Consider the following 13,916-nt stretch of genomic DNA (forward strand, 5'->3'; position numbering starts at 1 on the left):
CTTCATGGCAAGGAGGATGGAGAGAAGGGAGGCAAAAAAGTATATAAGTCCTAGGGGTCCTCCAGGACCTATAGTCTGGGAGAGCCGCCACTTCACATAACAAACCACCGCCACCAGATAAAAGAGAGTCACCAGCGAGGCGAAGCGCTGGACGATGTAGGTAACCGCCTGCGTCTGAACGGGGTGGACGAGGAAGAGGAGGGCGGTAAAAAGAGCGATTGGGAAAGAAGATCGTTGATGGTCGATGGTTGATGGTTGATGGTTGATGGAAGATCCCTCCAAACTGCCGGCGGGCAGGCGCAAGAGAAGCAGGACCAGAACATAAACCAAAAACCCGTTGGCGACATGGATCAGAACATTGACAAGGTGATAGCCGAAAACGTTCAATCCCCCTGCCGCGTAATTCAGGGCAAAAGACAAAAAACCGACATACCGCGTTCCGGCCGGATCAAGAAAATTGGCCAAATCCCTGATCTGCGGATTCCCCTCGATATTGCCCGTGTCATCAAAAAGGAAAGGGGCGGAAAAGATGTTCGAGTAGACAAGAACGACAAGGAGGGTAAGCAGGATAAAAATTTTCAAGGGAGAGAATTTCATTGGACCCCTTTATCAAGAGAGTCAAGCGCCTCGCGGGCCTTTTCGAAATCGGGCCTGATCTTCAGCGCCTCTTCAAATTCGGCGCGGGCCTCCTGAAACATCCCCCGGTTAAAGTAGGCCGAACCGAGATTGTAGTGAACCTCCACAAAATCGGGCTTCAGCCGGAGCGCGGTCCGATACTCGGCAATCGCCTCTTCCATGCGCCCTTCGTCCTGGTAGGCGACACCCAGGTTGCTGTGAACGCCGGCATCATTGGGGTTTAACCGGAGGGCGGTTTGATAGGCCCGCATTGCCTCGGAAACAGCCCCCTTCATTTTGTAGGCCACGCCGAGATTATCGTAAATCATGGCGGGATATTCCGGATGTAATCGGAGCGCGGTCTGATACTCGGCAATCGCCTCATCCACGCGCCCCTGATCGCGGTAGGCAATTCCAAGATTTTGGCGCCCCCTTGCCTTCCGGGGCGCCTTTTGCACCACATCCTCCCACAGCGTCACCGGATCCCGCCAAACCCCGTTCCGTCGATGAGCCGCAACGGAAAATCCGCCGATGACCATCAGAATCAACAGGATAATCGGAACTCTGATTTTTTTCCACCGTCCCCAGGCTGATGCCGTCAGAAAACCCGCGACAAGAAAAAAACCGACGCTCGGAAGATAAACCCGATGCTCGTTGATGACATCCTTGATGGGAAAAATCGACGATTCGAAGGACACGGTCAAAAAGAACCAGAAAATGCCGAAAACAATAAGTCGAATAGGACCTGTACGACCTATATGTCTTACTGCCCAAGCAACAAGCCCCAGCAAAAAAACAAACGACACCAACACCGCCGGCTGAAAAAAAGAATGATAAACCGGATAGTCGTAGTCAAGGCTCTGGTGAACGGGAAAAACAAGAAGACGCAGATAGGTCACAATCACTCGGCACTGCGTGAAAAAATATTCCAGCCGGCCCAATGGGGGGATATCCAGGGGCGGCCCCGCCCCCCTTTCCTCCATTGACGGCTCGTGATAGGACAAAGGAACAATAAGAAGGGTCAAAAGAAAGGGGACAAGGGCCAGCCATTGAACCAAGCCCGAAGGGCCGTTGAGGGGGAGGCTCTCCGCCTTAGGCGGACCACTGGAGGGGGCTTTGCTGGCCCCTCTAATGCCACGAAAGAAAATCAATTCCACCAATAGGATCATCAACGGAAGGGTAAAACTGTTCTCCTTGGTTTTCATGGCGAGGAGGGTGGAGAGGAGAGAGGCAAAAAAGTATATAAGTCTTATGGGTCCTCCAGGACCTATAGTCTGGGAGAGCCGCCACTTCAAATAACAAACCACCGCCAACAGATAAAACAGAGTCACCAACGAGGCGAAGCGCTGGACGATGTAGGTAACCGCCTGCGTCTGAACGGGGTGGACGAGGAACAGGAGAGCGGCGAGAAGGGCTATTGGGGAAAAAGATCGTTGATGGTCGATGGTCGATGGTCGATGGTTGATGGAAGATCCCTCCAAACTGCCGGCGGGCAGGCGCAAGAGAAGCAGGATGAGAACATAAACCAAAAACCCGTTGGCGACATGGATCAGAACATTAACAAGGTGATAGCCGAAAACGTTCAATCCCCCCGCCGCGTAATTCAGGGCAAAAGACAAAAAACCGACATACCGGGTTCCGGCCGGATTCAGAAAATTGGCCAAACTCCTGATCTGCGGATTCCCCTCGATATTGCTCGTGTCATCAAAAAGGAAAGGGGAGAAAAAGACGTTCGAGTAGATAAACCCGGCTAAAAGGCAAAAAACAAACAGGACAACTGTTGGCGGGAATTGCTTCGGTTGATCTTCTTTACCGCGGCCTTTGCGAATCATTTACTCCGGAATCAGGGAGCATCCCCATCTCGACCCCCCCTTTTTGGCAGTGGTCTTGACCTCTTTCTTTCCCTTTTCGGCGGGAGTCTTTCCCTCCTCTTCCTCCTCCACCACCGGGCTTCCGGACAGGGCATAATTGGTGAGCTTCCCATCGGCCTGTTTCCAGATCAGCTTTCCGGTCATTGCATCGCCTTTGAACTCGGCGTGCCAGGCAAGCTCCGCACCGACGGCATCCTTTTGCAGGGCATCCCAGACAAGGGCCCCCTCCTCCCCCTTTTTCTGGGTGAACGGGGATGTCGGATAACCCCTTCGTTCAAAAAGGGCGGAGGTAAAATTGTCCTCCTGAAAACGAAGCTGGTCGATAAACTGGGGAACGGTCTGCCCTTCCTCCGTGATTTCCACCCGCCACCTGCTTCCTGTAAGCGGCCCTGCGGCCAAAGCAACCGCGCTCAAGATCGCAACAAACGCCCCCACCATGAACCAGCGGATGAAAAGCATAGATTCCTCCTTATCTTATTCGATGTTTAATCAAGCCTCTTTTTGCCATGTTTGCGAAAATTCCGCAAATTATTTTTATGGAACAAACTTGTAACCGATCCTTTGCACCGTCACGATATGAACGGGATGCGAGGGATCATCCTCCAGTTTCTCGCGCAGACTCCAGATGTGCGTATCCACCGTCCGCGAATTGGCCCCCTCCCCCCAGATTTCGGCCAGAATCTTGTGCCGGGAAACCGGTTGTTCCGGGGTGCGAACGAGGAGCTTCAAAATCGTGAACTCGTTGGCGGTCAACTTCAGCAGTTTTTCCTCCTTGGTCACCTCGTACCGCTTGAAATCGAACTTCAGATTTCCGAAGGCCACCGCCTCCGGTTCGGGGGCCGATGTCCTCCTCAAGACCGCCTTGACGCGCATCATCAGCTCCTGCGGGGAAAAGGGTTTGGTGATGTAGTCGTCGGCCCCCAGCTCCAGCCCCAGCACCTTGTCCGCCTCCTGGCCCCGGGCGCTCAAGACGATGATCGGCGTCCGGTTCCCTTTCCCCCTCAAGTGCCGGCAGATCTGAAACCCGTCCATTCCCGGCATCATGATATCGAGGATGATCAGATCCGCCCCTCCCTCTTCCGCCATTTGCAGGCCTGCCTTCCCGTCGCGCGCCGTCCTTGTCCGGTACCCCTCCATGGAAAGATTGTCCACCAGGCCGGTCAGGATGCTTTCATCGTCTTCAATAATAAGGATGGTTGACATTAGATTTGGGGCCCTTTCGGCCCGTTCGTTGCTACTCGCGTTAATCTATTTCGGGCCTCAAACCCGCCTGCCAATCCGGCGGGCAGGTGGCCCCAAACCCCGCGCCTCGCACTGGCGAAGCCAGATGCTCGGCTTTTTCTAGCCAATCGGGAGCGCGATGGTGAATTCGCTCCCCTCCCCCTCCTCACTTTTTATTTTTATCTTTCCGCGGTGGGCCATCACGGCGTATTGAACGATGGCCAACCCCAGCCCGCTCCCCTCCCGGTTTCTCACCTCCGCGTCCTCCCCCCGGTAGTATTTCCTGAAAATCCTTTTTTGCTCCCGCCTGGGGATCCCCAACCCCTGGTCAATCACCGAAAGGTGAACCCTTTTTCCGTCCCGGGAGAGGACCACGCGGATTTCGGAACCGGCCGGCGAATATTTGACGGCGTTGGAAAGAAGGTTGGTGAGCGCCTGGGAGATCGATTCGGCGTTCATGCGGACCCGCGGGAGGGAAGAAGGGAGAACCGGCACGATCCGGCGGGGTTGGGAGGCCATGTGGGACTGCTCAAACCGCGCAATGGTCTCCGAAACCACGGCGACCAGATCTTCCTCATGCATGGCATACTGCTCCGTCCCGCTTTCGATCCGCGAAAAATCGAGGACATTGTTGGCCAGATTGATAAGCTTCTCGCTCTCGTCGCCGATGATCCGGTAATATTCCCGCCGCTTTTCTTCGCCGGGCACCCGGTCGTTTTCAAGCATCTCGGAGAACATCCGGATGGAGGTGAGCGGCCTGCGAAGATCGTGAACCAGGTGCGACATGAATTCCGCCTTGATCTCGGTCCTCCCCCATTCCCGAAAAAGCCGGCCCAGCGTGAAAAGCCCCCCCAAAAGGATGGCGAGGGCGGAGACAGCGACAGTGACAAAATGGGTCGAGACCTGCTTTGTGACCTTTGCCAGATCCCCCAAAATCTCCGGGTTCCGTTCGTAAACGGCGATCTCAAAGGGAAGTCCGTTGACGGGGGTCAGAAAGGCGGCCGCGCCAAAACCCTCTTTCCGGTGGAGCCCGTCCACGGCCTTCCCATGCAGGTCAAAAATCATTACCTCCCCCTCGAAGAGTTGAGTATTCCGGAGAAGAAGCGGTTCGATGACCCGGAGGTTGGCCCACAGTTCCTTCGGAATCTCCTTGAGCGACGTTTCGATCTCCGAGTTGACGATCCTCGCCATCGACCGGTACTTCTGTTGCGTGTTTCTCTCCAGAATCCACTTTTCCCCCAGGACCGCCAGAATGCTGAACCGGACAAGAAGGATGGTGGGGATTAAAACAGTCAGCAAAAACAAAAGGACCAGCTTGAATCTCATTCATCCTTGGGGCCCTTTCGGCCCGGTTGTGGCTATTCGCGTCATGAATTTCGGGCCTCAAACCCGCCTGCCAATCCGGCGGGCAGGTGGCCCCAAACCCCGCGCGAACCACCGGCCCACAAAGGCAAGCTTAGCTTGCCTGCGTAGCAAAGTCGAAGACTTTGCGGAGTCAAAAAGCCGGATGGTTCGCTTCATTCATTTCTTCCCGCTCTTGCAGGCCTTGAGCTCTTCCTGTAGTTCAGTAAGTTTCGTGATCAGCACCATCCGTTCCTCATTGCTTTTTTCAACCGACCGGTTGGCCTCCAGAAGTTTTTGTTCCACCTCCGGGTTTTTGGTCATCTCGCGGAGCGTCCGGATGGTCTCCTGCCCGGCGGCCCAGTCGGCCTGCAGTTTTTTGATGGCGTTTAAAACACGGGTCCTCTCCTCCTCCAGCCTTCCCCTCTCCCGCTGGCTCTCCTTGAGCCTTGTCTCCAAAATGCTTGCCCTCGTCCAGAGGGCGAACGATTCCTGAAACGGGCCGATGGTGGCGGCAAGGGCCACCGCCACGGTGATCACCACCGCATAAACAACCACAAGGAGACGGGCAATCCTGCCGAACCGCGACTTTTTCATACCGGTTTTTGATTTTAACATGAAAAACCGGAAACCGTCCAGTAAAACTGCGTGATTACAGGAAGTTAAATCAGAAGAATGGAAATAGCCCGGGGTTATCGTCGATAAATTTCCGCGTGCGGACAACGGCAGGTTTGCCCATCTTTTCAAGATATTTTTCCGCCTTCGCCGCGTAAGAGGTCCCCGGATAGAACTCGACCGTCTTTTGGCAATAGTACCGAAGCATGGGATAGTCTTGCATCGCCCAGAAGCCGTTCATGATCCTCAACCACTGCTCCGCCTGATAGATGTCTTTTTTGGAAAGTTCGGACGTTGTCAGAACCGTCACGGTTGGTGGGAGCGGCTTGGCCTGCCGGGCCGGCTCGGCCTCCGCGACCGGCGCCGATTCGCAGGCGGGGGCCTCCGGACAGGCCGGAGTAGGCGGACAAACCGGCGCCGGTGGACAAGACGGCATCTCGCCTGTTCCCAATGCCCCCAGTTTGGAAAGCTTGAGGCCAGGATCGACAAGGAGGCCATGATAGGGAGAAAGGTATATCACCTCCGGCTCCTGCCTTGATTCTTCACCCCAAACAGCCGGCGTGCCCAAACCCCAAAGCGCGACAATCAAAAGCAGTTTTTTCATTGCTGGCGAAAACGGCTTTTCCATTTCGGTTCGGTTTTCTTTTCCTCTTCCGCCGGCAATTCCCCCGCGTCCGATCTCACCGTGGAAAAAGAATTTTTCTTGTCCGCGATGGCGCTCTCGACGGGAACAGTGACCTTGGCAACGGAAGTCGGGTGAGTCCCCGGAAAGGTCTCCTCTCCGCCCATGATGTGGGGGGTGAGCAAAACGCTCAACTCGGAGTTGCTTGACTCCTCCTCGGAGGAGCGAAAGAGCAGACCCACAATGGGAATCCGCGAGAGGATCGGCCACCCCTGGCGGATCTTCAACCTCCGGCTCCCCATCAGGCCGCCGATCAATACCGTCGCGCCGTCCCTCACCATCACGGTCGTTTCGGCGTTGGTGCTTTCGACAATCGGGATCTGATCCCCCTGCGAGGTGGTCACAAAACGGGTGACAGAGCTCACCTCCGGCTTGATCTTCATCGTGATATACCCGTCGCTGTTGATCCTGGGGGTGACGCTCAAGGTGACTCCCACATCCACAAAGGTGACCTGCTGGGCCGTGGTAGTGGTGGCCTGGCTCTGGGTCACGCTGGAGGTGGTGTAGGCCTCCTTGCTCCCCACCATGATCTTGGCCTCATGACCGTCGATCGCCGCGATCTGCGGAGTGGACAGGACCTTTGTGCGTCCGAAAGTCTCCAGAAATTTCATGATGATTCCGGAGCCGGAAAAGCTGGTGGAAGTGGAGCCGTCGGCGTTGGTGGTGGTCACGGGGGCGATGGTGCCGAGGGTCATCTCGCCAAACGAGGCAAAGTTCAACGGGAACGACTGTTGCAAATGCCCCAGCGCCGCGCTCGCCCAGTCGACCCCCCCCTGAAACCGGTCGGACAGGACAATCTGGACGATCTTGGCCTCGATAAAAACCTCGCGGGTCTTCACGTCCAGGGCGCTCACCAAACCCTTAAGCTCCTCGATTTTGTAGGGGAGATCCGAGATGACCAGCCGGTTCATCCTTTCATCCACATAAATTTTTCCCACATCCTCGGTCAGCGACTCGGTCAGCTTTTCCGAAATCTTGTCGGCATGGGCGTATTTCAGGTCGAAGATCTCCGAGGTCGTGGGGGGAACGCGGACGATGGTGGGGAGTTCTTCGTGCCGGATCACCTCCTCCATCTCGGCGATCTTTTGCGGCGTGTCGGTGATCACCACCGTCCCGGTGGAGTCATCGTACACGATTCGGCCGATGGAGCTTTTGACGTTTTCCAGCATGGCCCCCACGTTTTTGGGGGAGGCATAGGTCAGACGGATAACCTTGGTTATCCGTTTGTCGTAAAATTCCTTCCCATAGAGCGCCTTGTATTCCTCCTCCGTCATCAGCCGCATGATGTTCCCGTCGATGGTGTAGGCATAGCGGTTGGAGGAGAGAATAATGTCGATGGCGTCCCGCAGGCTGACATCGTTCAAAAGAAGCGTTATGGCCCCCGTAATTCCCGCGCCGCCGACCACATTAAGGTTGGCCTTGATGGCGAGGTACTTCAAGGCGTCCATCAAATCGATATTCCGGAGATCGAGCGAGATATGCCGGTCTAAAAGCTCGGAAAGAGACAATTTGGACACCTCGGTCTCGGACGGCGGGACAATCGTCTGCGCCGGCGACGGAAGGGTCTCTTTCTTCACCCCCCCTTCCGAAGGAGGGCCCTGGGAAGTAACGGGAGTCCCGGACGGCGCGGTTTCCGCGGGCGTCGTTTCCGCCGGCGCGGTTTCCGCCGGTGTCGCGGGGGCAACCCCCGTCGTTTTGGGGGGGAGCTTGGGCTCCTCGCCCTTGGTTGACTTGACCGTCTCTCCCTCGGATTTTTTCTCTTCCTCTGTTTTTACATTTGTCTTCGTGGTTCCCGTGGTTGAATCGGACGATGTCGTGGCTTCCGGGGATGTCGTTGTGGCTGTTGAAGAACCGGTTGATGAGGACGAAGTCGTTGATGAAGATGACGAGGTCGTTGAAGAGGGCGAGGTTGTCGTGGAGGTTGTCTCGGCAAAAGCCGGCAATGCAAGGGCAAGAATCAATCCGGATAACGTATTAAACGTAAGAACATACGCACGTAAGAACGTTTTTATTTTCATGTCAGAGTAATTCTTTCTCCTGTCCTTCAAATTCCACAATAACCCGATCTTTTTGAATCTCCTTCACCAGAACCCCTTTCAACTCCTCCCCCTGTTTGAGAAAAAAGGTTCTTCCATCTTTGCCGTCGCGGATCATCGCCTCCGGATATTCCCCCCAGGCGATCCCCACCAGCTGAAGGCCGGCCAGAATGCCTGTCGCCTCCGGCGGGGGGGGAGGAGGTTGAAGAGCGGGATTCACCGGCACGGGAGCCGGCTCCTCCCCCTTGGGCTCAAAAAGGCTCCGGCTGGTTAACGCCGTTAAAAGTTCCTCCACGGGCGGGGGGGCAAGGCTCATCTGCGGGGCCTCCGGAACACCCGCCCTTGCCGACCGGACCCGCAGTTTCCCCGTATCGATTTTGGTGAAAAAGGTGGTGTAAACCGAAAGACCCAGCCCCAAAACAATAAGGCCCCCGAGGGCCTTGTTCACCCGCCCCAGGGATATCGCCGGGCCGGTGGAAGAAGGGGAAGGCCGAAAGGGGGAGGCGGGGCCATTGGCCGACGTTATACCGCCGGCCGAGGTTATGCCTCCGGCGACAGCCGCTATTCCGGAAGAAACCGCCCCTCCTGGGGGGATGGCGCCCCCTGCGGGGGCGGCGCCCCCAGCGGGGGTGGCGCCCGCCCCATTCTGGATCACCTCCAAAAGACGCTCCTCGGCGCTCTTCTTTTCTTCATTCATGGCTGATTACTTGTCTACGCATAAGCAGAGTGACGCTTTTTTCCACGGCCCATGCGCTTTAGAGTGTCACCTTATATACCGCATAAAGAGCGGCCCCTCTTTATGGGGTGCGCTACGCAGTGGTCTCCCACATCTCGGGGAGCGAAACTTTCCGGGTGGCGCCGGCCTTTCCGGCGGCGCGCAGAATGCCGATCTCGTCGGCGATCACCTTCTGGACGATCTGTCCATTGACCACCGGCTCGTTGTCCATCACGAGCCGTTCCAAAAGATTATGGCAAAGCGCCGTGATCCGCCGGGGATATCCGTCCGAATGGGAATAGATCAACTCAACCGCTTCTTCCGTAAAGAGGGGGGTCAACGCCCGGTATCCCGCCTGCCTCAACCGGAAGTTGATCATCTCCTTTGTTTCGGTGAGGTCGAACGGATTGAGCATGTACTTGAGGGCGATCCGGTCCCAGAAATTTTTGATGCCGGAGATTTTGGGGAGAAGCTCCAGCTGGGACATCAGAATCAACTGCACCAGCTTGTACTCGTTCGTTTCAAAGTTCAAAAGGGTTCGCAGGATTTCCAGCGACGAGGCATCGAGCTTTTGGGCCTCGTCAACAAGAATGATGACCGTCTTCTTTTCCTTCAGATTGATTTCGAGAAGCCTTTTTTCGATGGCGTCAAGGTAGTCGGCGGAGGAAAGCCCCTCCGAGGAGACCTGTGGATAAAAGAGATCGGCCAGCCTCGCCAGAAAATCCCCCTCGGACTGGAAGATAGGGTTGAGGATGATGTGAAACTCAAAGCCGGCATCGGCCGAGATGATCTGATAGAGTCTGCGGGAAAGGGTGGTCTTGCCGGTGCCGACATCGCCCAAAATAAGGCTTAAACCCCTCTTCAGCCGGAGGGCGATAAGCAGGCGATAGAGCGCCGCCTTGTGGTCTTTGGCCTGGTAGAAAAGGGACGGATCGGGGCTCGTGGAAAAGGGTTCGCGATCGAGATTCAGAAGCTTGTAATAACTCACTGACACTTCCCCCCTCCATTCTCTAGCACATTGTCCACAGAAAGGACAAGATTAATTGCAATTTTGAGGCAAATTTTTTTCGTTCAGCACGACTCGTCGGGCGTCGGGCAGGCGCTTGTGGTGGTAATGCAGACAATCTGAACGCCGACTTCCAAATGGGTTGTGAGCACCGGCGTTTCGCTCTCGTCGCTCGAACGGATGGTAAAAACAAATCCCCGCGGGTCGCCGACAAAAGCGGATTTCAGATCTGCCGTCGATGTGATCTGGTTTCCATCCTCGCCGAAGACCTCCAGATTCTCGAGGCCGAAATCGTCAATCTCCAGCTCCTCGCCGACGGCGGCCCAGGTATTGTTGATGTCCTCCCCAGAAATCTCGATCCGCAGGCGGACCTGGTAGTTGGTGGAGTTCCCCGCCAGGCAAAAATCGACGCGGTAGGTTCCGGCGCGGGGGAAGCCATCCTCCGAGCCTCCCGACTCAAAACCGAAGGCGGCCCGGCACATGCCGGGATAATAGTTTGCCGATGCCGGAAAGGATGTCAGCTCTTCCTCCATGCTGTTGCAGGCGTAGATGTCGGCCCCTTCCAACGGATCCCAGCCGGTCTGGTCGGCGTCCAGCGAATTGTCCTCCTCGGCCAGCCCGCAGACCGCGGGGATATTGTCGTCGTTTACGTATTCCTTGTGGACATGCAGAACCTCGGTGGCGTCGGTTAACGCCTGAAGAAAGGCGTCGTCGGTGGGAAGGACATTCCGTTCCAGGCAGGGAAAGGCGTCGGGAAAATCCCCGTCGCTTAAAGTCGGCTGTTCCTCCGATGGATCGGTCACGATTTCCCCGGCGACTTCTTCGGAAAACAGGCCGCAACCGGCGGGGAGAGCGGAAAAAAAGACAAGGAAAAGAAAACATTGCAGTTTTTTCAAGAAAACCCCCTCCCACCTAAACCCGGCGGACCCCATTATACAGGGAAATTATACAGAAAAACGGGATAAATTCAATCTGGTTAAACCCAGTTTTTGACTTTAAGATCGGCAATGCGCGAAAATTCCCTTGTGTTGTTGGTAACCAGAGTTGCGTCAAGGCTGATGGCATGGGCGGCGATCAGCATGTCGTAGGAACCGATCACCCTCCCTTTTCTCTCCAAAACGGTCCTGATTTTTCCAAAAACGGCGGCGGCCTTTTCGTCAAAAGGCGCCAATTCGAGAGGAAGCAGAAATTCAGCCAATGCCTGCCTGTTCTTATCGGGAAATTGGCTTTTTTCGACCCCGTAATGGAGTTCGGCTGTCGTAATGGAGGAAACACCGACATCCCCCGGTTTAAGCGCCCTGAATCGGGCCAAGACCGACGGGGGTTTTTTCTTGATCAGATAAATGCAGATGTTCGTATCGAGCAGGAATTGCACTTTAGATTTGGGGCCCTTTCGGCCCGTTTGTTGCTACTCGCGTCGATATATTTCGGGCCTCAAATGGCCCCAAACCCCGCGCAAATCACCGGCAAAGCCGGATGATTTGCTTCATTTAGATTTTTTCCCGCGTTTGCGCCTTCGGCTGGGAACGCCGTTTCATGAAATCGGCGGAGAAATGATCAAGGCTCGAAAAAAAGGATTCCCAGGGGTTGTCCTTCGGCAGAAGGACGACGACATCGCCCATCTTTTTGACATAGATCTCCTTGTCTTTGAAGCGGCACTCCTTTGGAAGGCGGACGGCCTGGCTTTTTCCGTTCAGGAAAATTTTTGCGGTGTTCATGAAAGAGGCCCTCCTTTAGTATATATTTTTTAGTATATACTCTTTGAGGACGCCGGTCAACTCCCTCTTATTTTTCGTCATCAATCAACTCCCAGTCTTCGTCCCCCCGGTCGCCTGCGGCCCCGTTTTTGACGTCGGCCAGCGCCTCAACCCGCCGCCGGAGCGACGAAAGGCGGACCAAAACACTCTCACCTTGCCGTTTGATATCTTCGTTACCGCTGTTTAAAACTCCCATGATCCGAAGCCTTTGTTCAATTTCCCCGATATCCCTCTGAAAGCGGCCGGCGCTCTCCGGCGAAAGCGGCTCTTTTTCGTCCTCGCACACCTCCCGAAGTCTCTCAAAAAGATCCAGCTCATCTTCCAGTTCTCTTTCAACTTGCTTGAGGATATCGGCCTGCTTCATCACGATGATCTGCGCCTCCAGTTCATCCATCTCCCGCCGAATTGTCTCCATCTCGCCTTGAAGCGCCTTTGCCCCATCCGAAAATTGTTCGTGGGGATAGCGTTTGTCCAGGAGCAAATAGAATGAACCGAGTTCCTCTCTTATTTGCGCCAGGCGTTTGTGCAAAAGGTCCACATCCCCCTTCCAAAAGCTCTGTGGTCTCTGCAATTTTTTCATGCCCTGCGCAACATCAAGAACAAGTCCGGCCAATTTCTGTCTGATCCGTCCCAACCTCTCGGTAAATCGGTCAGGTGTCAGCGGCAAATCACTTGGATCCCACTTGAAATAGCCGGGCCCCAGAGTGAGCGGAGGCGCGGGAAACGAATCACTTCCTCCTTCTGTCGAGTCAAGACGGGCCCGGAAATCAGCCGCCGAATGGGTGATTTCGTAGGACGGGTACTCTACCCCCGGCGGGGAGATATTTTTAAGCCCCGCCGCCTCGTATTTCCTTCGATTATCCGGATTATGCACTTTCACGTATTGCACCTTCAGTTCCCCCTTTCCTTTCATCCCCGAAAGGAGCGAAGCGATAATCACGCTGTCCACAAGGGTGCGGTACCCCTTTTTCCGATGGCCGGAAAGAATATAGATCTCGCTAAAAGCGACCCCCAGGCCGTTTTCATTCGGGGAAACAACAAACTCCCGAAAGCCCACGGCATCCCCGCTTGCCCTAACGGCCACAAGGCCCATGAATCCCTCTTTTCTTTCGGATGCCTTTTTCCGCATTTCGTTTAAAATTTTTCGGGCCGATTCGGGATCGGTGACCTCGAGATCAAAATATTCGGCGCCAGCCTTGTGCCATTGGATGTCTCGCTCCATCCCGGTTTCCATGTCCCGAAGATAATCGCGCCGGTGGGAAGACCCCTGCGGTTCGCCGGACCGATGGTTGTAAGGGGGAAGGGTTTGAACATAATTTATCGCGACAGCCGCTTCCGCCGAAGAAATTTCATTCGTTTCGTCGCCGGCCGACCGGCCGGGCGATTCATTAACAGGAGGGCCGCCCGCTTTTCCCTGATCCCTCTCCAACTCTTCCGCCGTCGGCATGAGGCCATCAGGGTCCTTTTCGTTGAAAAAATCTCCCGGCAGAATTTTAAGCGAGCGATTTTCGGCAAGAAGGATACGAAGCCTGTCTTTGTTTCTTCCGCGGACGTCGGTAACGCGGACCCCCGTTTCGTCAAAAGATAAATGGATACAGGCGTAATTATCCCCGGCCGGAATCGCCTTACCCAAGGGGGTCACCGATATGGACCGGATGGTTTGCCCGTAAATGCCGACCGCCATGACCGCCCCGAAGGGTTGGACGGATGGCCGGTTAAAATCGGTTTCTTTAAGTCTCTGCTCCAGTTCGGGCCAAGTGAGAGAGGGCCAGCCATGGGAACTGCGCTCTTTCCCTCTAAAAAAATCCTCTTCAAGGACGTCACAGAAGACCCGCCGGAAGAGATCGGGCGAAAGATCCAGCGTCGGATTTGCGAACAAGGCGCGACCGACTAGCCGGGGATTGAGGCCGGCAGCGCCGGTTGCGCTTGGGCCGTTTTCGTCAAATGACAAATGAACAAAAAGATAATTTCCCTTCGGCAGAGGCCCACCGGCGGGGATCATGGAAACCCCTTCAATAATCCCTTTTCCCCGCGTAACGGCGGTCATGGCGCCCTCA

15 protein-coding genes are annotated in these 13,916 nt (G+C 55.4%); 1 reads left to right on the forward strand and 14 read right to left on the reverse strand.

The annotated features are described in order from the left end of the window. The 8 genes from HYU99_10360 to HYU99_10395 all read right to left on the reverse strand — a co-directional run. The coding region (locus tag HYU99_10360; GenBank protein MBI2340743.1) for a tetratricopeptide repeat protein at positions 1-597 on the reverse strand (597 nt) is incomplete at its 3' end. Further along, the gene (locus HYU99_10365; GenBank protein MBI2340744.1) at positions 594-2,447 is read right to left on the reverse strand and encodes a tetratricopeptide repeat protein; all 1,854 of its coding nucleotides are present in this window, start codon (positions 2,445-2,447) and stop codon (positions 594-596) included. The genes HYU99_10360 and HYU99_10365, both read right to left, overlap by 4 nt. Beyond that, positions 2,448-2,945 (reverse strand): hypothetical protein, encoded by a 498-nt coding sequence (locus HYU99_10370; protein ID MBI2340745.1) that lies wholly within the window; start codon positions 2,943-2,945, stop codon positions 2,448-2,450. 75 nt (positions 2,946-3,020) lie between these two features. Next, positions 3,021-3,689: a response regulator transcription factor gene (locus HYU99_10375; protein ID MBI2340746.1), complete on the reverse strand. Its 669-nt coding sequence runs from the start codon at positions 3,687-3,689 to the stop codon at positions 3,021-3,023. Positions 3,690-3,827: 138 nt separating this feature from the next. Then, complete coding sequence (locus HYU99_10380; GenBank protein MBI2340747.1) at positions 3,828-5,033, reverse strand: hypothetical protein; 1,206 nt, start codon at positions 5,031-5,033, stop codon at positions 3,828-3,830. Positions 5,034-5,228: 195 nt separating this feature from the next. Next, entirely contained in the window at positions 5,229-5,666 is a 438-nt protein-coding gene (locus tag HYU99_10385) for a hypothetical protein (GenBank protein MBI2340748.1), read from the reverse strand. 49 nt (positions 5,667-5,715) lie between these two features. Then, positions 5,716-6,267: a hypothetical protein gene (locus tag HYU99_10390; protein ID MBI2340749.1), complete on the reverse strand. Its 552-nt coding sequence runs from the start codon at positions 6,265-6,267 to the stop codon at positions 5,716-5,718. Then, a complete protein-coding gene (locus HYU99_10395; GenBank protein MBI2340750.1) occupies positions 6,264-7,853 on the reverse strand; it encodes a hypothetical protein in 1,590 nt (529 codons plus the stop codon). The genes HYU99_10390 and HYU99_10395 overlap by 4 nt, the downstream gene beginning before the upstream one ends. 1 nt (position 7,854) lies before the next feature. Here HYU99_10395 and HYU99_10400 point away from each other — a divergent pair, with 1 nt between their 5' ends. Next, positions 7,855-8,373: a hypothetical protein gene (locus HYU99_10400; protein MBI2340751.1), complete on the forward strand. Its 519-nt coding sequence runs from the start codon at positions 7,855-7,857 to the stop codon at positions 8,371-8,373. Here the strand turns inward: HYU99_10400 and HYU99_10405 are convergent. From HYU99_10405 to HYU99_10430, 6 genes are all read right to left on the reverse strand, one after another. Continuing rightward, a complete protein-coding gene (locus tag HYU99_10405; GenBank protein MBI2340752.1) occupies positions 8,365-9,078 on the reverse strand; it encodes a hypothetical protein in 714 nt (237 codons plus the stop codon). The two genes, HYU99_10400 and HYU99_10405, sit on opposite strands and share 9 nt — an antisense overlap. 112 nt (positions 9,079-9,190) lie before the next feature. Continuing rightward, positions 9,191-10,084, reverse strand: coding sequence for an AAA family ATPase (locus tag HYU99_10410; GenBank protein ID MBI2340753.1), 894 nt, complete (start codon positions 10,082-10,084; stop codon positions 9,191-9,193). A gap of 83 nt (positions 10,085-10,167) precedes the next feature. Next, the gene (locus HYU99_10415) at positions 10,168-10,998 is read right to left on the reverse strand and encodes a hypothetical protein (GenBank protein MBI2340754.1); all 831 of its coding nucleotides are present in this window, start codon (positions 10,996-10,998) and stop codon (positions 10,168-10,170) included. Positions 10,999-11,078: 80 nt separating this feature from the next. Continuing rightward, on the reverse strand, positions 11,079-11,477 hold the full coding sequence (locus tag HYU99_10420; protein ID MBI2340755.1) for a type II toxin-antitoxin system VapC family toxin: 399 nt from the start codon (positions 11,475-11,477) through the stop codon (positions 11,079-11,081). Positions 11,478-11,592: 115 nt separating this feature from the next. Next, on the reverse strand, positions 11,593-11,820 hold the full coding sequence (locus tag HYU99_10425) for an antitoxin (protein ID MBI2340756.1): 228 nt from the start codon (positions 11,818-11,820) through the stop codon (positions 11,593-11,595). A 67-nt stretch (positions 11,821-11,887) separates the two neighbouring features. Further along, positions 11,888-13,906, reverse strand: a complete 2,019-nt coding sequence (locus HYU99_10430) for a hypothetical protein (protein ID MBI2340757.1) — start codon at positions 13,904-13,906, stop codon at positions 11,888-11,890. Positions 13,907-13,916: the final 10 nt, after the last annotated feature.

The sequence above is a fragment of the Deltaproteobacteria bacterium genome (assembly GCA_016183175.1).
GTDB lineage: Bacteria > UBA10199 > UBA10199 > UBA10199 > SBBF01 > JACPFC01.

What these genes read in the sequence shown, in the direction of transcription:
- HYU99_10365 (MBI2340744.1), bottom strand. Translation starts at nt 2,447, where the DNA reads ATGATTCGCAAAGGCCGCGGTAAAGAAGATCAACCGAAGCAATTCCCG.
- HYU99_10370 (MBI2340745.1), bottom strand. Translation starts at nt 2,945, where the DNA reads ATGCTTTTCATCCGCTGGTTCATGGTGGGGGCGTTTGTTGCGATCTTG.
- HYU99_10375 (MBI2340746.1), bottom strand. Translation starts at nt 3,689, where the DNA reads ATGTCAACCATCCTTATTATTGAAGACGATGAAAGCATCCTGACCGGC.
- HYU99_10380 (MBI2340747.1), bottom strand. Translation starts at nt 5,033, where the DNA reads ATGAGATTCAAGCTGGTCCTTTTGTTTTTGCTGACTGTTTTAATCCCC.
- HYU99_10385 (MBI2340748.1), bottom strand. Translation starts at nt 5,666, where the DNA reads ATGTTAAAATCAAAAACCGGTATGAAAAAGTCGCGGTTCGGCAGGATT.
- HYU99_10390 (MBI2340749.1), bottom strand. Translation starts at nt 6,267, where the DNA reads ATGAAAAAACTGCTTTTGATTGTCGCGCTTTGGGGTTTGGGCACGCCG.
- HYU99_10405 (MBI2340752.1), bottom strand. Translation starts at nt 9,078, where the DNA reads ATGAATGAAGAAAAGAAGAGCGCCGAGGAGCGTCTTTTGGAGGTGATC.
- HYU99_10425 (MBI2340756.1), bottom strand. Translation starts at nt 11,820, where the DNA reads ATGAACACCGCAAAAATTTTCCTGAACGGAAAAAGCCAGGCCGTCCGC.
- HYU99_10430 (MBI2340757.1), bottom strand. Translation starts at nt 13,906, where the DNA reads ATGACCGCCGTTACGCGGGGAAAAGGGATTATTGAAGGGGTTTCCATG.